18 protein-coding genes are annotated in these 17,993 nt (G+C 69.7%); 6 read left to right on the top strand and 12 right to left on the bottom strand.

Annotated elements, in window-relative coordinates; genetic code table 11:
* Nucleotides 1-7 precede the first annotated feature (7 nt).
* From ACFOW8_RS09500 to clpS, 7 genes are all read right to left on the bottom strand, one after another.
* A complete protein-coding gene (locus tag ACFOW8_RS09500; RefSeq protein WP_378548739.1) occupies nucleotides 8-727 on the bottom strand; it encodes a rhomboid family intramembrane serine protease in 720 nt (239 codons plus the stop codon).
* A gap of 149 nt (nucleotides 728-876) precedes the next feature.
* Nucleotides 877-1,839, bottom strand: coding sequence for a PLP-dependent cysteine synthase family protein (locus ACFOW8_RS09495; protein WP_378548736.1), 963 nt, complete (start codon nucleotides 1,837-1,839; stop codon nucleotides 877-879).
* A 2-nt stretch (nucleotides 1,840-1,841) separates the two neighbouring features.
* Nucleotides 1,842-2,156 carry a MoaD/ThiS family protein gene (locus tag ACFOW8_RS09490; RefSeq protein WP_378548733.1) on the bottom strand — a complete coding sequence of 105 codons (315 nt, stop codon included), beginning with the start codon at nucleotides 2,154-2,156 and terminating at the stop codon, nucleotides 1,842-1,844.
* 37 nt (nucleotides 2,157-2,193) lie between these two features.
* On the bottom strand, nucleotides 2,194-2,613 hold the full coding sequence (locus ACFOW8_RS09485) for a Mov34/MPN/PAD-1 family protein (protein WP_378548730.1): 420 nt from the start codon (nucleotides 2,611-2,613) through the stop codon (nucleotides 2,194-2,196).
* A gap of 122 nt (nucleotides 2,614-2,735) precedes the next feature.
* Nucleotides 2,736-3,794: a P1 family peptidase gene (locus tag ACFOW8_RS09480; RefSeq protein ID WP_378548727.1), complete on the bottom strand. Its 1,059-nt coding sequence runs from the start codon at nucleotides 3,792-3,794 to the stop codon at nucleotides 2,736-2,738.
* Between the two features lie 20 nt (nucleotides 3,795-3,814).
* Complete coding sequence (aosR, locus tag ACFOW8_RS09475) at nucleotides 3,815-4,384, bottom strand: oxidative stress transcriptional regulator AosR (protein ID WP_378548724.1); 570 nt, start codon at nucleotides 4,382-4,384, stop codon at nucleotides 3,815-3,817.
* 16 nt (nucleotides 4,385-4,400) lie between these two features.
* Nucleotides 4,401-4,751 (bottom strand): ATP-dependent Clp protease adapter ClpS, encoded by a 351-nt coding sequence (gene clpS, locus ACFOW8_RS09470; protein WP_378548721.1) that lies wholly within the window; start codon nucleotides 4,749-4,751, stop codon nucleotides 4,401-4,403.
* Nucleotides 4,752-4,812: 61 nt separating this feature from the next.
* Here clpS and ACFOW8_RS09465 point away from each other — a divergent pair, with 61 nt between their 5' ends.
* From ACFOW8_RS09465 to ACFOW8_RS09440, 6 genes are all read left to right on the top strand, one after another.
* On the top strand, nucleotides 4,813-6,123 hold the full coding sequence (locus ACFOW8_RS09465; RefSeq protein ID WP_378548718.1) for a nicotinate phosphoribosyltransferase: 1,311 nt from the start codon (nucleotides 4,813-4,815) through the stop codon (nucleotides 6,121-6,123).
* A 249-nt stretch (nucleotides 6,124-6,372) separates the two neighbouring features.
* Nucleotides 6,373-6,939 carry an isochorismatase family protein gene (locus tag ACFOW8_RS09460; protein WP_378548715.1) on the top strand — a complete coding sequence of 189 codons (567 nt, stop codon included), beginning with the start codon at nucleotides 6,373-6,375 and terminating at the stop codon, nucleotides 6,937-6,939.
* 22 nt (nucleotides 6,940-6,961) lie between these two features.
* Nucleotides 6,962-7,498: a DMP19 family protein gene (locus tag ACFOW8_RS09455; protein ID WP_378548712.1), complete on the top strand. Its 537-nt coding sequence runs from the start codon at nucleotides 6,962-6,964 to the stop codon at nucleotides 7,496-7,498.
* Nucleotides 7,499-7,538: 40 nt separating this feature from the next.
* Nucleotides 7,539-9,581, top strand: coding sequence for an ATP-dependent DNA helicase (locus ACFOW8_RS09450; RefSeq protein ID WP_378548709.1), 2,043 nt, complete (start codon nucleotides 7,539-7,541; stop codon nucleotides 9,579-9,581).
* A gap of 81 nt (nucleotides 9,582-9,662) precedes the next feature.
* Nucleotides 9,663-10,364 (top strand): methyltransferase domain-containing protein, encoded by a 702-nt coding sequence (locus ACFOW8_RS09445; protein ID WP_378548706.1) that lies wholly within the window; start codon nucleotides 9,663-9,665, stop codon nucleotides 10,362-10,364.
* A gap of 132 nt (nucleotides 10,365-10,496) precedes the next feature.
* A complete protein-coding gene (locus tag ACFOW8_RS09440) occupies nucleotides 10,497-11,756 on the top strand; it encodes a glycosyltransferase 87 family protein (protein ID WP_378548703.1) in 1,260 nt (419 codons plus the stop codon).
* Here the strand turns inward: ACFOW8_RS09440 and ACFOW8_RS09435 are convergent.
* From ACFOW8_RS09435 to glgP, 5 genes are all read right to left on the bottom strand, one after another.
* Nucleotides 11,727-12,539, bottom strand: coding sequence for a hypothetical protein (locus ACFOW8_RS09435; RefSeq protein WP_378548700.1), 813 nt, complete (start codon nucleotides 12,537-12,539; stop codon nucleotides 11,727-11,729). The two genes, ACFOW8_RS09440 and ACFOW8_RS09435, sit on opposite strands and share 30 nt — an antisense overlap.
* Nucleotides 12,540-12,719: 180 nt before the next feature.
* On the bottom strand, nucleotides 12,720-13,280 hold the full coding sequence (locus ACFOW8_RS09430) for a DoxX family protein (protein WP_378548697.1): 561 nt from the start codon (nucleotides 13,278-13,280) through the stop codon (nucleotides 12,720-12,722).
* A 178-nt stretch (nucleotides 13,281-13,458) separates the two neighbouring features.
* Nucleotides 13,459-13,869 carry a hypothetical protein gene (locus ACFOW8_RS09425; RefSeq protein ID WP_378548694.1) on the bottom strand — a complete coding sequence of 137 codons (411 nt, stop codon included), beginning with the start codon at nucleotides 13,867-13,869 and terminating at the stop codon, nucleotides 13,459-13,461.
* 64 nt (nucleotides 13,870-13,933) lie between these two features.
* On the bottom strand, nucleotides 13,934-15,295 hold the full coding sequence (locus ACFOW8_RS09420) for an NCS2 family permease (RefSeq protein WP_378548691.1): 1,362 nt from the start codon (nucleotides 15,293-15,295) through the stop codon (nucleotides 13,934-13,936).
* Nucleotides 15,296-15,394: 99 nt separating this feature from the next.
* On the bottom strand, nucleotides 15,395-17,965 hold the full coding sequence (gene glgP / locus ACFOW8_RS09415; RefSeq protein ID WP_378548688.1) for an alpha-glucan family phosphorylase: 2,571 nt from the start codon (nucleotides 17,963-17,965) through the stop codon (nucleotides 15,395-15,397).
* Between the last annotated feature and the right edge of the window lie 28 nt (nucleotides 17,966-17,993).

The following is a 17,993-nucleotide window of genomic DNA, read 5'->3' as shown; positions in this document are numbered from 1 at the left end:
CCCCCGGCTACCGCGTTGGTACTGCGCGGCCGACCGATGCTCCACGGCGGCGTCGACGTTCATCACCAGAGAGTACCCAGCCCGCCAGGACTCCACCCACCGCCCCGAAAAGATGCCCCTGCCAAGAAATTAACGGGTCGCTGGGCAACACTCCCCACAGCATCGAGCCGTAGAACAGGAAGATCACCACGCCGAGCACGATCTGGCCGACATTGCGCGCGAACCAGCCACGGCAGATCAGATAGGTGAGCCAGCCGAACACCAGCGACGACGCGCCGACGTGCACGCTGCCGGTGGACCCGGTGAGCCAGGTGCCGACCCCGGCGACTCCCCAGATGATCGCGGTCGCCGCGATGCCGCGCCCGATCCCCGACAGCAGCACCAGGAAGCCGAGGACGAGCAGCGGCAGCGTATTGGCCATCAGATGGTCCCAGCCGCCGTGCAGCAGCGGCGCCCACAGGATGCCGTCGAGCCCGTCGACCTCGCGCGGTTCGATCCCGCCCGCGTCGAGCCGGCCTGGCGCGCCGGTCGGCCGGTCGGCCGACAGCACCGCGTCGACCCCCTCGATCACATAGAGCGACCCGACGAAACCGACGATCACCACCGCGGCCCGCGTCCACGCCCCCAGACCACTACGCCGTGCGGGAGGACCTGGACTGGTCCGCCCCTGCAACCCGGCGATCCGGTCCGGATCGAACGAGGCCCCTACCCCACCGCTCACCGACATCGCCTCCCTCGGACCGACGGACTCGGCCGCTACCGCCAAGGGTACAGACCCACCGCCCCCGGCCCACTAGCTACGAAGGAGCAAGCAACGGTGCCTGATCGACGGGACACCAGGGGACCGCGACTCGAGCGCGCCAGCGCTCCAAAGACTCAAGCCCAGAGCTGGCCGTCGAGCTTTTCCTCCGCCTCGTCGAGGGTGCCGTCATAGGCGCCGGTGGACAGGTACTTCCACCCGCCGTCGGCGACCACGAAGGCGATGTCGGCGCGCGTACCCGCCTTCTGCGCCTTCTTGGCGACACCGAGCGCGGCGTGCAGGATCGCGCCGGTGGAGATCCCGGCGAAGATGCCCTCCTCGCCGACGAGCTCGCGGGTGCGCTTGACCGCGTCGTACGGGCCGACCGAAAAACGGGAGGTGAGGACCGTCTCGTCGTAGAGCTCGGGGATGAAGCCCTCGTCGATGTTGCGCAGGCCGTAGACCAGTTCGCCGTAGCGCGGTTCGGCGGCGACGATCTCGATGTCCGGCACCTTCTCGCGCAGGAATCGTCCGGTGCCCATGAGCGTGCCGGTGGTGCCGAGCCCGGCCACGAAGTGGGTGATCTCGGGCAGGTCGGCGAGCAGTTCGGGACCGGTCGTCTCGTAGTGCGCGAGCGCGTTGGCCGGGTTGCCGTACTGGTAGAGCATCACCCAGTCGGGGTTGCGCGCGGCGATCTCCTTGGCCATGGCCACGGCCTGGTTGGAACCACCGGCGGCGGGTGAGTCGATGATCTCGGCACCGAACATGGTGAGCAGCTGGCGCCGCTCGACCGAGGTGTTCTCCGGCATCACGCAGACGATCCGGTAGCCCTTGAGCTTGGCCGCCATGGCGAGCGAGATGCCGGTGTTGCCGCTGGTCGGCTCCAGGATGGTGCACCCGGGGGTGAGCAGCCCGTCGGACTCTGCCTGCTCGATCATCCGCAGCGCGGGCCGGTCCTTGATCGAGCCGGTGGGGTTGCGGTCCTCCAGCTTGGCCCACAGGCGAACGTGGTTGTCGCCGTCCCACTGCGGGGACAGGGTGCGCAGCCCGACCAGCGGCGTGTCGCCGAGGGTCGCGATCAGCGATTCGTAGCGTGCCACCGTCAGCGCCGGGTCGAGCGACGGGCGCGGAGCACGATATCGACACTGCCGCCCGCGACGGCGGGCAGGATGGTGACCGATGCGCCCGCGGGCACCTCGGCGTCGAGTCCACCGGCGAAACGCACGTCCTCGTCGTCGACGTAGATGTTGACGTAGCGGTTCAGCTTGCCGCCGGAGAGCAGCCGCTCGGCCAGCCCCGGATGGTTGGCCTCGAGGTTGTCGATGAGCGCGGAGAGGGTATCGCCCTCGCCCTGGACGCGCTTCTCGCCTCCGGTGAGACCTCGCATGATGGTCGGGATGGACACGGTTACCGGCATGGGGACTCCTCGGGTGTGACTTCTCGTTCGATGGGGTTCAGGCGTCGTAGGACTCGACGACCCGTACTGGTTCTTCGGTGACCTCGCCGTCGACGATGCGATAGCTGCGCAGTTCGTGCCGCTGCGGATCGCGGGTGGAGATCAGCACGTAGTGCGCGAACGGCTCGGAGGCGTAGGAGATGTCGGTGCGGCTCGGGTAGGCCTCGGTGGCGGTGTGCGAGTGATAGATGACGACGGGGGTCTCGTCGGCGTCGTCCATGGCACGCCAGACCTTCAGCTGCTCACCGGAATCGAAGCGGTAGAAGGTGGGCGAGCGCTCGGCGTTGAGCATCGCGACGAAGCGTTCCGGCCGATCGCTGTCCTCGGGACCGGCGATGATCCCGCAGGCCTCGTCGGGGTGGTCGGCGCGCGCGTGCGCCACCATCGCGTCAACGAGATCGGCCCGGATTACCAGCACTTCCTCGACCCTTTCCACGAACCTGTCTGCGTGCCGTCGAGCACCACCTCGACAACGACTCACCCTATTCGGGTATTCCAGACACCGCGCACTCCGGTCCCCACCAGCGCCGATCGCGCCGGTCAGCGGGGGAAGAGGTCGAGGTAGGCCGGGATGCCCGCGATCGAGGTGGCGCTCAGCACGGCGTCGACGACGGCCCGCTCGACCACGACGGCGGCGGCGGTGCACAGCTGGTCGAGCAGCAGCAGGTCGCCGGGGAAGGCACCGGGCAGCGGGGTCGGCGGCGCCTCGATCGTGCCGGTGGACAGGGCGAACAGGGTGTCGCCGTCCAGCGGTGAGTGCACCGGCCGGATCGCGCGGGCGAGCCCGTCGTGGGCGGTGGCGGCCAGGCGGCGGCAGGAGATGGGGTCGAGCGCGGCATCGGTCGCGACCACGCCGATGGTGGTGTTGAGCACGGTGCCCTTCACCGGCAGCGCGTTGAGTGCGGCGAGCTCGGCCTCGGTGCCCGGCCGCAGCCCGAAGAACTCCGGCCCGTCGGTACCCGCGCCCCACAGCAGCCCGGTACGCGGATCGACCACCGAGCCGACCGGATTGGCCACGATCACCGCGCCGACGGTGACTCCCGCGCCCGGGCCGTCGGCGAGAACGACGCTCGCCGAACCGATTCCGCCCTTGAGCGCGCCTGCCCGCGCGCCGACCCCCGCCCCGGCGGTGCCGCGCGCGAAGGCGGTCGCCGCCGCCTCGGCCGCGAGGAAGCCGGCGTCGGCGGTCGGCCGGATGTGCCAGTCACCGACAGGCAGGTCGAAGATCACCGCGGCCGGCACGATCGGTACCACCCGGCTCGGCTCGGCCGGATCCATCGGGATGCCTTCGCGATGTTCCTCGGCCCAGCGCATGACGCCGTCGGCGGCGGCGAGCCCGTAGGCGCTGCCGCCGGTGAGCAGGACCGCGTTCAGCTGCCGGACGGTGTTGGCCGGGTCGAGCAGATCGGTCTCCCTGGTGCCGGGCCCGCCGCCGCGCACATCCACCGCGGCGGTCGCGCCGCCGGGCACCCGCACGACGGTGCAGCCGGTCGCCGCGCCGGCGCCGAGGGTGACGTCGTCGTCGAGGAGCTGGTGCTGACCGACAAGCACACCCGCCACATCGGTGATCGAGTTCCGTTGGCCGACCGTGCTGCGCATGTCTGCGACCCTAGCCGCGATCAGGGCGCAAGTGCCTGCAACAGCGAGTCCTGCATCCAGGTGAGCCAGTGGTAGACGTCGAGGTGCGGTGCGCGCGGGTCACCCGGATCGAAGTGGTCGGGCGTGTCGTCGTCGATGTCGAGCAGCGTGCCCAGCGCGAGCCGGACATCGGTGAGCGCGGCCAGCCACGCGTCGGCCTGTTCGGGAGTGAGCACGATCTTGCCGCCGGTCTCCGGGCAGCTGTCGAGCACGACCCGGCCCGCGGCCAGCTTCGCGTCGATGATCTCCGGCTCGTGCAGGCTGCGCAGGGCCGCGTTGAGGTCGGCTCGCTTGGCATCGGGGGAACCTGGCTCGGCCCGGTGGAAATCGGGCAGCAGGCGCAGCAGCTGCGGATCGTCGGGCGGGGTGGAATTGCCGGTGCGCAGGCCGGTGAGCGCGGCGAGCTCGTCTTCCGGCGTTTCGGCGGCACGATCGCTGAGGAGTCCGGACACGGCGCCGATCAGGGAGCGCAGAACGGTGGCCTCGTGCTCGTCCATCTCGGATCGCACCTTGAGGCCACTCAGTGAGTTCTTCCTGCTCCACTTGCGCACAGGGTTACACGGTACTTCAGTCGTCGCGCTGCATCGTCGCCCAGAGTCCCGCGGCGTGCAGCCGCCGCACGTCCTGTTCCATCTTGTCCCGCGAGCCCGAGGACACCACCGCCTTGCCTTCGTTGTGCACCTGCAGCATCAACTCGGTCGCCTTGGCTTTGCTGTAGCCGAACAGCTTCTGGAAGATGTAGGTGACGTAGTGCATGAGGTTCACCGGGTCGTCCCAGACGACGGTGACCCACGGACGGTCTTCGGCCTCGAGGATCTCGGCACTCTCGACCGCCTCCGGCATCGCCTGCGCCGCGGACAGTGCGGCGTTCACGGCGTCGGTGACGGCGCCGGCTCGAACGGTATTGCACACGGCCATAAACCCCAGGGTACGACGCGGCCGCGAAGAAACAACACCCGCGGTGACTACAGTTTCGATTGTGCAGATCCGTGACGAGTTCGCCAGCACCGCGCTGCTGACCGATCAGTACGAGCTGACCATGCTGGCCGCCGCGCTGGCCGACGGTTCGACGCACCGTGCGTGCACCTTCGAGGTGTTCGCCAGACGACTGCCCGCGGGCCGCCGCTACGGTGTCGTCGCCGGTACCGGCCGGCTGCTCGACGCGCTGACCGACTTCCGCTTCGGCGAGCCGGAACTGGCGGTGGTTGCGACGTTCCTCGACCCGGCCACCGTCGACTGGCTGCGCGAGTACCGCTTCACCGGTGACATCGACGGCTACGCCGAGGGCGAGCTGTACTTCCCCGGCTCGCCGGTCCTCACCGTGCGCGGCAGTTTCGCCGAATGTGTGCTGCTGGAGACCCTGGTCCTGTCGATCCTCAATCACGACACCGCCATCGCCTCCGCGGCCGCGCGGATGGTGAGCGCGGCGGCGGGCAGACCGATGATCGAGATGGGCTCGCGGCGCACCCATGAACGCGCCGCGCCGTCGAGTTCGCGCGCCGCCTACCTCGCCGGATTCGACGCCACCTCCAATCTGGAAGCGGTCCGCAGCTTCGGTGTGCCCGGCGCGGGCACCAGCGCGCACGCGTTCACCCTGCTGCACAGCGGCGCCGACGGCGCGCACGAGGCGGCCGCGTTCCGCAGTCAGGTCGACACGCTCGGCATCGGCACCACGCTGCTGGTCGACACCTTCGACATCACCAGGGGCGTCGCTACCGCCATCGAAGTGGCCGGACCCCAGCTCGGTGGCGTGCGGATCGACTCCGGCGATCTCGGCGTGCTGGCCAGGCAGGTCCGCGAGCAGCTCGACGACCTCGGCGCCACCGGCACCCGCATCGTGGTCTCCGGCGATCTGGACGAGTACGCGATCGCCGCGCTGCGCGCCGAACCGGTGGACGTCTACGGCGTCGGCACCTCCCTGGTGACCGGGTCCGGCGCGCCGACCGCGGGCATGGTCTACAAGCTGGTCGAGGTCGAGGGCATTCCGGTCGCCAAGCGCAGCAGCCACAAACAGTCGCGCGGCGGCACCAAGAAGGCGATGCGGCTGGCCCGCGCCACCGGCACCATCGTCGAGGAGATCGTCGGCCCCGCCGACGGGGAAACGCCGTCCACCAACGGATTCCAGGTGCGCGAGCTACAGGTGCCGCTGGTCCGCAAGGGCGCGGTGGTCGACGGGGTCGCCACGCTGACGCAGAGCAGGGAGCTGGTCGCACGCGGGCTGGTGAGCCTGCCGTGGGAGGGCCTCAAACTGTCGGCGGGCGAGCCTGCGATCCCGACGACCATGTTGTGACATCGGAGCGCCCGCGCGCTCGCCCTCGGGTCCCGTCGAGCGGGGATCGGTCGCGTGCGTTGGCCGCGGCGCTCGGTGGCGGGCTGCCGTGGCGGATCGCGGCCCCTGTCGCCGTGAGGGGCGGTGGCGTGCCGCGGGGTGGTTCGCGGTGGCAGGTGGGGGCACGGCGGCGGAGAATGGTGCCGAGCTGCCGCGCGCGGGCGCGGCACGACGGGTCGGCGCCGGTGGGCGCGGGAATCGGAGGGTGGCATGGGACGCGGTCTGGTGATCGTGGATGTCCAGAACGACTTCTGCGAGGGCGGGTCGCTCGCGGTCGCGGGCGGCGCGGCCGTGGCGCGGGCGATCAGCGATTTCGTCGCGGGCAGGAAGTACGACGCGGTGGTCGCGACCAGGGACTATCACATCGATCCCGGCCGCCATTTCGCCGAAGAACCCGATTTCGTCGACACCTGGCCACCGCACTGCCGGGTGGGCACGCCCGGCGCCGATTTCCATCCTGAACTGGACCTCGGCCCGGTCCAGGAGGTGTTCTCCAAAGGCGCGTACTCGGCCGCGTACTCCGGGTTCGAGGGCAGCACCGCCGACGGTATCGGTCTGGCCGACTGGCTGCGCGAGCACGGGATCGACTCGGTCGACGTGGTCGGCATCGCCACCGACCACTGTGTCCGGGCGACCGCTCTCGATGCCCACAGCGCGGGATTCGGCACCCGCGTCCTGCTCGACCTCACCGCCGGGGTCGCCCCGGACACGGTCGCCGCGGCCCTGACCACCCTGCGCGAGGCCGGCGTCGAACTGACGGGCGAGCCGACTGCCTGAGTCATCCGGCTAGCCTGCTCGGATGGACTACCGATTTCCGGCGCGGGCACGCGACTCGCTGGCCGCGGCACTGGCCGGGCTCGACAGCATTCACGATGCCGCCGACCTGGTCTTCTGGTCCAATCCGGTCACCGCGGAGTTGCAGCGCGCCGGGGTCGGCGCGTTCGCCGAGCTGCCGCCCGCCTTCGCGCACCTGCTCGCGTTGTCGAGCCTGCACGCCACGGTTCTCGACACCGGTTTCAGCGGCTATCTGCGCACCCGCGGCGCCGAACTCCCGTGGGCGACCCGCGGATTGCGTGCCGCGGGGATGCCGCGCCTGGCCGCGGCCGCGATCCTGGCCGCCCGCGACGCCGCCGCGAGCGGGCCCGACGACGATCTGGAGCGCTTCTTCGACGATGAACACCAGACCCTGGCCAACCCCGCCCAGATCCGCCGCCCCGATGGCGCCCGCGCCGACGACCCGGACGAGATCTACGACATCAACGAACCCGAGGACTTCGAACGCCGCGTCCTCGACTATCTCCGCACCAACCTGCACGATTTCGTCCGCGAGTCCTGAGCCGGGCGGGCTTGTCGGGGTGGGCGGATAAGCTCTCCGCGTGCCCGAACTTCCTTCCGTCGCCGACCTGCTCGCCACCGCCGTGCATGCGCTGGGAGGTAAGGAGCGCACCGGGCAGACCACCATGGCCACCGCGGTCGATCACGCGATCGACACCAAGGAGCATCTGGCGGTGCAGGCGGGTACCGGCACCGGCAAGTCGCTGGCCTATCTGGTGCCGAGCCTGCGCCACGCGGTCCGCACCGGCCGCACCGTCGTCGTGTCCACGGCCACCATCGCGCTGCAACGTCAGCTCGTCGACCGGGACCTGCCGCGCCTCGCCGAGGCGCTCGCGAAGCCGCTCGGCCGGGCACCGCAGTACGCGATCCTCAAGGGCCGCAACAACTATCTGTGCCTGAACAAGATCAACAGCGTGATCCCGGAAGACACCGGCGAGGCCGAACTGTTCGACGCGTTCGCCATCTCCAAGCTGGGCAGGGAGGTGCAGCGGCTCAACGAATGGGCCTCCGACACCGAGACCGGCGACCGCGACGAGATCGCGCCAGGGGTGAGCGACCGCGCCTGGCGACAGGTCAGCGTGTCCTCGCGGGAATGCCTGGGTAAGACCCGCTGCCAGTTCGGCCAGGACTGCTTCGCCGAGAAGGCGCGCACCGAATCGGCGCAGGCCGACGTGGTGATCACCAATCACGCGCTGCTCGCCATCGACGCGATCAGCGGCATCCAGGTGCTACCGGAACACGATGTGGTGGTGATCGACGAGGCGCACGAGCTGGTCGACCGGGTCACCGGCGTCGCCACGGCCGAACTCGCGGCCACCGCGATCGGCGCCGCCGCACGCCGCTGCACCAAGCTGATCGACGAGCGCGAGGTGGACCGGCTCGACGGCGCCGCCGAGGCCTTCCACGAGGCGCTGGAAGACCTGCCGCCGGGCCGGTGGGACCAGCTGCCCGACGGCATCGCGCCGGTGCTCGCGCTGGTCCGCGACGCGGCGTGGAACGCGCGCACCGCCATCGCACCGCAGGGCGGGGTCAAGGCCGCCGACGACCCGGACAACGCGGCGGCCCGCACCATGGCCGTCGCCGCGCTCGACGAGGTCCACGACGCCGCGGTACGCGCGCTCACCGCCTTCGAGGAGGCCGATCCGGCCGCCAGGCGCGATGTCATCTGGCTCTCGGCCGACGAGATCCGTGGCGTCGCGCGCCGCACGCTGCGGATGGCGCCGCTGTCGGTGGGTGGGCTGTTGCGCAGCAGGCTGTTCGGCACCGCGACGGTGATCCTCACCTCGGCCACGCTGCAGATCGGCGGCTCGTTCGACGGTCTCGCCGTCACCTGGGGGCTGCCGTCGCAGTCCGGCGGCAAGGTCGATCCCGCGCTGGCCAACGGCGCCACCGCACCGGCAGATGTGGAATCGATGCGCTGGAGTTCGCTCGATGTCGGCTCCCCGTTCGACCATGCCAAGTCCGGCATCCTCTACGTCGCCAAGCATCTGCCCGCGCCGGGGCGCGACGGCCTCTCGCCCGCCTACCTCGCCGAGATCGAGCAGTTGATCACCTCGGCGGGCGGGCGCACGCTCGGGTTGTTCTCATCGATGCGGGCCGCCAAGGCCGCGACCGAGGCGCTGCGCGCCCGGCTCGACACCCCGGTGCTGTGCCAAGGCGAGGATTCCATGGGCGCGCTGGTCCGCAAGTTCGCCGACGACCCGGCCACGTCCCTGTTCGGCACGCTCACGCTCTGGCAGGGCGTCGACGTGCCTGGCCCGTCGCTGAGCCTGGTGATCCTGGACCGCATTCCGTTCCCCCGTCCCGACGACCCGCTGCTCACCGCACGCCAGCGCGCCGTGGAATCGCGCGGCGGCAACGGGTTCATGGCGGTCGCGGCCAATCACGCCGCACTGCTGCTCGCCCAGGGCACCGGTAGGCTGCTGCGCAGCGTCGACGACCGCGGGGTCGTGGCGATCCTCGACTCGCGCCTTGCCACCGCGCGCTACGGTGGCTACCTGCGCGCCTCGCTGCCGCCGTATTGGGAGACCACCGATCCCGAGGTCGTGGCGAAGGCACTACGCAGGCTCACCGCAACGGCCTGAGGCGAGCCGAGTCCTGCAATCCGCATGACCACAACCTTGAATTCAGTGCCGGGCGAACGTATCTCGTGAGAACGTGGGCGCATGCACCACGCCGATGGCGAGGTACTCGGCGAATTTCTGGTCAGCGCAAGATCTTTGGCCGAGTACCGCGCGATGTTTCAGCTGTCCGACGACGATCTCAGCGGTCGCCGAATCCTCGATTGTCCTGGTGGCGCGGCGAGTTTCACCGCTGAGGCGAGCACGCTCGGTGCCACCGTCACCGCCGTCGATCCGATCTACGCCCGCTCCACCACCGCCCTGGCCGAGGACGCCGTCACCGAGAACGACCGCGCCGTAGCCTGGGCCGCCGCCAACGCGCACCGCTACCGCTGGGACTGGTACGGCTCCCCCGGCGGGCACGCCGCGATCCGCCGCGGCGCCGCCCGCCGTTTCGCCGCCGACCTGCGCGCCGAGCCGCACCGCTACATCGCGGCGAGCCTGCCCGAATTACCGTTCCCCGACAAGTCGTTCGACCTCACCCTCAGCTCGCACCTGCTGTTCAGCTACGCCGATCGGCTCGATGCCGAGTTCCACCTCGCGGCGCTGCACGAACTGTCCAGGGTCACCGACGGCGAGGCCCGGCTCTATCCCCTGCTCGACTACACCGGCGGGGCACTGGACGAGCTGATCGGGTACCTGCGTACCGAACTGCGCGACAAGGGCGTCCACACCGCGGTACGCAAGGTTCGCTACGAGTTCCACCACGGCGCCGACACCATGCTGGTGCTACAGCCGACGTCCTGACCAGCACCGACGCCACCGTGGACCGTTCGGTTCCATGCGGATCGCCTACCGATGGCGGGCCGCGGCGCGGATCCGCCGAGGGTGCGCGGTAGGTTCTTAGTCGTGCATACGACGCGAGTGGGGCGGTAGCACGTGGACCTTCCACGCAAGGCCTCGACGCTGCTGCTGCTACTCGGTGCCGCCGTCCTCGGCGTGACGCTGCTGTTCACGACCATGGACCCGTGGATGGACAGCGGCGGCATTCTCGCGGGCGGCCTCGACGTGCACATCTACCGCGACGGCGGCTGGCGGGTGGTCCACGACAAGGCCCTCTACCTCGAGCCGACGCATCTGGGGTTGCTCTACACCTACACCCCGTTCTCGGCGCTGGCGTTCCTGCCGCTGTTGCTGATCCCGTGGTCGGCCGTCACCACCACCTGGCTGGCACTGAATCTGCTCGTACTGTTCGCCGTGGTGCTGCGGAGCTGGCGGATGCTCGGCTACCGGGTGACGCCGCGCCTCGCCGCCGTCAGCGCGCTGATCGTGCTCGCCTGCACCTTCGCCGAGCCGGTGCGCACCACCCTGTACTACGGGCAGATCAACCTCTGGCTGATGCTGCTGGTGCTGTGGGACTTCTCTCGCGCCGAGGGCAGCAGGCTGCGCGGGCTCGGTGTCGGGATCGCCGCGGGGATCAAGCTGACGCCGCTGTACTTCGTCGCCCAGTACGCCGCGCAACGGCGGTGGCGTGCGGCGGCGACGGCGGCGCTCACCTTCCTCGCCACGATCGGCCTGACCGCCCTGGTGCTACCGCGTGACTCCTATCAATACTGGACTTCCACGTTCTTCCAGTCCGGCCGCATCGCCCCCGATATGCACCCGTCGAACCAGTCGCTGCGCGGCGCCATCGCGCACCTGCTGCACGGCCCGGCGCCGATCTGGTTGTGGCTGCTGATCGCGATACCGGTGGCACTGACGGCGCTGTGGCTCGCCGCGGCCCTGGCCCGCCGCGGCGAAGCGCTGCTCTCGGTCACCCTCGGCGGTCTCACGGCCTGCGCGATCTCGCCGTATTCGTGGGGCCACCATTGGGTCTGGTTCGTCCCGCTGCTGGTATACCTGATTCACCGCGCCCAGACCCGCGGCCGCTGGTGGTTCACGGCCGGGGCGCTGTACCTGGCCATCGCGGCCTGGACCTACCAGTACACGGCCACCTGGGTGAGCGTCGGCACCTTCTTGCTCCCGCCCTGGTGGCCGGGCAGCCAGATCCTGATGAACGTGTACGTGCTCATCTATCTGATCGTGGTTGCCGGTCTCGTCCGGCTGGTGCGCACCGAGCCGCCCCAGCCGGGCGACGCCCCGGCGCGGACACCCCGGCCGGCGTCTCCGCTAGCCGCACGACCAGTCGAAAACGCCTGATTCCAGATCGATTTGGGCGTTGCCGCCGCCGAAGTTCATCCCGGCGACCTCTTCGATCTCCAGGTAGTACGGGGTGAGGCCTTCCGGCATCGCCTGGACCGGGAAGGCGGTCCCGCCGAGATGGGAGCGGCCGAACAGCGGCTCGGCCCACGGAGTCCAGCCGGAGTCGTCGGTGAGCGGGTCCTGGTAGCGGGTGTCCGGCTCGTATTCGACCGGCGGGATGCCGACATTGGGGTCGCCGACCCGCTCGGCCAGCCACACGCCGATGGTGGGGTGGGCGTCGTCCCAGGCGTTGCAGCCCCCGTCGCTCGCGACCGGCGCTCCGGGCGGGCGCACGTCGGCGGGCGCGGCGACCGGACCGTCGGCGAATTCCCGCTCGGTGAGCCAGATCAGGGCGAAGACGCCGCCGATCTCGTCGTGCAGCAACTGCAGCTGGGGATGCAGCCGGGTGGTGGCCAGCTCGCGCGCGATCGGATCGCCGGAGTTCGGGTCGGGCGTCACCGGCTCGTCGGCGTCGGCGAACTGACCTTCCCCCTGGAAGAACGCGATGGCGGGGAAACCAGGGCCGCGGCGCTGGAAGTCGGCGGGCAGGCGCAAGGTGAGCGCGTGCATCATCGGCAGGCCGGTGACCGGCCCGCGCGGCCAGGTGGCCGGATCGATCGCGGGCCCTTCGCTGCCGATCCAGCCGCAGCGCACCGGCGCGGCGAGCGTCATCGGTTCACCGTCGGGCGTCTCCGCCAGTTTGTCCGCGGAATCCCCGAAACCCAGGTCGTAAGCCTTCATCGCAGTCTCCTCCTCGATGCGCGGACGATGCGTCGGCACAGTGTTCGCCGTGCCGACGCCGAGGGTAATCGCCCGCGCCGTCGGCCGCGGGCAGTGCGCCCAACCGCGAGCGTACGGCCGGTAACGAAACAGCGGCGCGGCGCGGCGAATCCACCGCACCGCGCCGCTGTTCGTCTCAGCTCAGAGCACGCCCTTCAGGATCAGCGTGACCACGGCGGTGACCACGGCCAGCGCCACCGCGGCCCCGCCCCACACCACGCCCTGGCGCGCCCACGGCCGCCCGTGGTCGAGCGAGAACCGGCCGGGGCCGGTGAAGGCAAGTGCCGCGGCGGCGATAGCGAACAGCAGCGGGGTCGAATAACCCTGGACCGACGGATCGGCCGGGAACAGACCACCGCTCCACAGCACGTTGATGGCGTTGATCATGGTGCCGACCACGATGGCGGCGGCCAGCGGCGTGAACAGACCGAAGACAAGCAGCAGCCCACCGATCAGCTCGGTGAGCCCGGCCAGCGTGCCGAACAGCGCGCCCGGGTTGTAGCCCATGCCCTCGAACATGTCCTGGGTCGCCGAAAGGCCTGGGCCGTTGAACCAGCCGAACAGCTTCTGTGCGCCGTAGGCGGCCATCAGGCCGCCGAAGCCGACGCGGAGCACGAGCAGGCCGATGCCCGCGGCGTTGATCTCGTCGGCGGTGGTTGTGGTGACGGTCGTGGGAGTGGTGCGGCTAGCGGTGTCGGTCATCGTTGCGTCCTCATCTGCGATTCGATCCATGCCCGCAACCGGACCACAGTCCGGTTGCCTTCCGGTCACAACCCTGGGTCCACGGCTACTATTTCACGTCACCCCCACCAGAACTGTGACGCTGCTCACAGAAATGCGAAAGGGCCGCCCGAATCGGACGGCCCCTTCTAGTGATCTGTCACCACGCCATGGTCGCGTAGCTGACGAGCGTGCTCTCCGACTCCTGCGACAGCTTCCAGGTGCCGTCGATGTTCTTCCAGGTCACCGGGATCGGGAAGACGTAGTCACCGAGCTGGCTGTTCAGGGTGGCAGAGAGGGTGTCGCCCTCCACGGTGACCGGCCCCGTGACGTACCAGGTGTAGCCCGGGATCCGGTTGACGGTGTCGCGAACCACCGTGAGGCTGCCGGCGTTGCCCGACTCCAGCTCGGCGGCCGAGCCGTTCATGGCGGCCTGCAGCTTGCCCTGCAGCTCACCGGCCGACGGCGCGGCCGGGGCGGCGATGGCGGCGGGCGCGGCGACGACGGCCGCGGTGACCGGCGCGAAGAGGGCGGCGACCGCCATCGTTGCGGCAGCGAACGAGCGCTTCATAGGTGATTCTCCTTCAAGCTTGGCTAGGCTTGCCTAAGTATAGACACACCTATGCCGCGCGCACCTATTCCACCAGGAAGAAGAAGTACCCGAGGAACAGCGCCATCAACGCCCACATGGCCGGGTGGATCTCCTTGATCCGGCCCTTGGCGACCATCACGATCGGGTAGAAGATCATGCCGATCGCCAGACCGTTGGCGATCGAATAGGTCAGCGGCATCATGATCACGGTGAGGAACGCGGGCACCGAATACTCGAGGTGCTGCCAATCGATATCACCGAGCGCCCGCGACATCAGCACGCCGACCACGATCAACGCCGGCGCGGTCAGCGCGGGCGAGCCGGCGATCACCGAGAAGATCGGATAGCAGAACATCGCGACCAGGAACCAGCCCGCCGTGGTCACGGCGGTCAGCCCGGTCCGGCCACCCGCCGACACACCCGCCGTCGATTCCACATAGGCCGTGGTGGTGGAGGTGCCGATGATCGCGCCCGCCGTTGTGCCGACCGAGTCCGCCGCCAGCGCGCTCGCCGCACGCGGCAGGGTGCCGTCCTTCTTCAGCAGCCCCGCCTGATTGGCCACCCCGATCAACGTGCCGGAGGAGTCGAAGAAATCGACGAACAGCATGGTGAGCACGACGACGATCATCTGGCTGGTGAAGGCGTCCGGCAGGTGGATGATCGCCTGGCCGAAGGTCTGATCGAGCCCCTTGGGCAGCTCGGCGATGCCGTCCGGCACCGCCACCAGACCGGTCACCATGCCCAGGATCGCGGTGGCGACGATGCCGTACATCACCGCGCCGTGCCAGCCGATCACCAGCAGCACCACGGTCACGACCAGTCCGAACAGCGCGAGCAGGGTGGTGCCGACCGTCAGGTCGCCCAGCGTCACCAGCGTCGCCTCGCTGTCGACGACGATGCCGGCGTTCTTCAAACCGAGGAACGCGACGAACAGGCCGATGCCGGCGCCGACGGCGAGCTTCATCTGCATCGGAATCGCGTTGAGAATGCGTTCGCGGACCTTGGTGACCGCGAGCACGAAGAAGATGACGCCGGAGAGCAGGGTGCCCGACAGCGCCACCTGCCACGGAATGCCCATGCTGAGCACCACCGTGAAGGCGAAGAACGCGTTCAGCCCCATACCCGGCGCCAGCGCGATCGGGTACCGCGCCCAGATACCCATGACGAGCGTGCCGAAGATCGCGGCCACCGCCGTGGCGGTGAACACCGCCTGCATCGGAATGCCCTTGTCGCCCAGCGGTCCCTCGTCACCGAGGATCGACGGGTTCACCGCGAGCACGTAGGACATGGCCAGGAACGTGACCGTGCCCGCCATCGCCTCGCGCCGGTAGGAGGACCCGCTCGACGTGACACCGAAGTATCCGTCGACGCGCCGTCGGGCACGGGTTACGACATCGCTGGCCATGACACTCCAGTCCGCGGTTTCAAAGAAGAAGGATGCCAGGGAACGGTAGCGGAAAGTTCACTGAATCGAATAACCCGCGGCCTGCGGATACGACGCAGGTCACGCGCCCGCGACGGCCACCAGCCCCAGCTCGGCGTCCGAGGCGAGCAGCGCGTTGTGCGGCAGCACCCGAACGGTGTAGCCGACCGCGCCCGACAGCGGCACCGGCGACCGCACCGAGTACTGGTCGATGCCGTCCTCGGCACCGGTGTGCGTCATCTCGATCGTGGTGGTGTCGGACAGGTCGTCGGCCGGTGACACCCGGCCGAGCACCGCCTGCACCACCACATCCGACGGTGCGAGTCCGCCGAGTTCGATCCGTGCGTGCAGCGCCAGTTCGGCGCCGATCACCGGGGTGTCGGGCAACCCGGAACTGTCAACCTGGACCACCCGCACCGCGGGCCAGGCGGCGTCGACTCGCTTGCGGTACTCGGCGACCCTGGCCGCCCCGGCGAACTTGTCCGCGGCGGCGGCGCCGAACGCCGCGGCCGCCGGGCCGTAGTACTGCTCGGCGTAGTCGCGCACCATCCGCGAGGCCAGCACCTTCGGGCTGGTGGTCTGCAGCGTGTGGCGCACCATCTCGGTCCAGCGGACGGGAACGCCGGTGGCGTCGCGGTCGTAGAACCGGGGGGCCACCGTGCGCTCGACCAGCTCGTAGAGCGCGGCGGCCTCGAGATCGTCGCGGCGATGCTCGTCGCGCACGCCGTCGGCGGTGGGGATGGCCCAGCCGTTCTCGCCGTCGTACATCTCGTCCCACCAGCCGTCCCGGATGGACAGGTTGAGCCCGCCGTTGAGCGCCGACTTCATCCCGGAGGTACCGCAAGCCTCGAGCGGGCGCAGCGGGTTGTTCAGCCACACATCGCAACCCCAGTACAGATAGCGGGCCATCGACATGTCGTAGTCGGGCAGGAAGACGATCCGATGGCGCACCGCCGGATCGTCGGCGAACCGCACGACCTGCTGGATCAGTGCCTTGCCGCCGTCGTCGGCGGGGTGGCTCTTGCCTGCGACCACCAGCTGCACCGGACGCTGCGGATCGAGCAGCAGTGCGCGCAGCCGCTCGGGGTCGCGCAGCATGAGGGTGAGTCGCTTGTAGGTCGGTACCCGGCGGGCGAAGCCGACGGTGAGCACATCCGGGTCGAAGACGTCGTCGATCCAGCCGAGTTCGGCTTCGGCCGCGCCGCGCTGATACCAGGACTCGCGCAGCCTGCGCCGCACCTCCTCGATCAGGACAGCTCGCAAGGTGTTACGGGTCGACCACAGCTGCCCGAGGTCGACATCGCTGAGCTTCTCCCAGCCGCGTGCCTCCTCCACCAGCTCCGGCCCGACGAGTTCACGGGCCTTGTCGATCCATTCCCGCGCGGCCCAGGTGGGGGCGTGTACGCCGTTGGTGACCGACCCGATCGGCACCTCGGCCGGGTCGAAGCCGGGCCACAGCCCGGCGAACATGTCCCGGCTGACCTCGCCGTGCAATTTCGATACGCCGTTGGCGCGCTGCGCCAGCCGCAGCCCCATGTGCGCCATGTTGAATACGGCGGGATCCGATTCGCGCCCGAACCCGAGGATCCGGTCGACGGAAAGTCCTGGCAGCAAGGCGGATTCGGCCTCACCGTGCGCACCGCCGAAGTACCTGCGCACCAGCGGCATCGGGAACCGGTCGATGCCAGCGGGTACCGGGGTGTGTGTGGTGAAGACCGTGCCTGCCCGCACTGCCGCCAGCGCGGTGTCGAAATCCATTCCGTCGGCGACGAATTCGCGAATCCGCTCCACTCCGAGGAAGCCGGCGTGCCCTTCGTTCATATGGAACACGTCGGGATCGGGCAACCCGGTCGCCCTCGTGTAGGCCCGCACCGCGCGGACGCCGCCGATGCCTGCCAGGATCTCCTGTTTGATCCGGTGGTCCTGATCGCCGCCGTAGAGCCGGTCGGTGACCGCGCGCAGCTCGGGATCGTTCTCGGCGATATCGGAATCGAGCAGCAGCAACGGAATCCGGCCGACCTGGGCGATCCACACCCTGGCCCGCAGCACCCTGCCCTCCGGCATGCCGACATGGATCAGCACCGGTGACCCGTCGCTGGTCAGCAGCCGCAGCGGCAGCCCCTGTGGGTCGAGCGCCGGATAGTGCTCCAGCTGCCAGCCGTCGGCCGACAGCGACTGCCGGAAGTAGCCGGAGCGGTACAGCAGCCCGACCCCGATCAGTGGAAGACCGAGATCCGAGGCGGCCTTGAGGTGGTCACCGGCGAGAATGCCGAGGCCACCGGAGTAGTTCGGCAGCACCTCGGTGACTCCGAACTCCATCGAGAAGTAGGCGATCCCGGCGACCGTCGTTCCGGTCTGCTCCTGGAACCAGCGCGGCCTGCTCAGATAGTCGGCCAGCCCGGCGGCGGCCGCGTCGACCCGCGAAGTGTAGCCGGAGTCGGCCGCCAGCTCATCGAGCCGCTCGGCGGGCACCTCCCCCAGCATTCGCACCGGATCCTGGCCGACGACACGCCACAGCGCCGGGTCGAGTTCGGCGAACAGATCCTGCGTCGGGCCGTGCCACGACCACCGCAGGTTCGTCGACAACTCGCCGAGCGCGGCGAGCCGCTCCGGCAGGTGGGCACGGACAGTGAACCGACGAAGTGCCTTCACCAGCCGAACTGTACCGGCTCACCCGCCG

The sequence above is a fragment of the Nocardia rhizosphaerae genome (assembly GCF_042650365.1).
Classification (GTDB): Bacteria; Actinomycetota; Actinomycetes; order Mycobacteriales; family Mycobacteriaceae; genus Nocardia; species Nocardia rhizosphaerae.
This window is presented reverse-complemented; position numbering and strand designations above follow the sequence as displayed.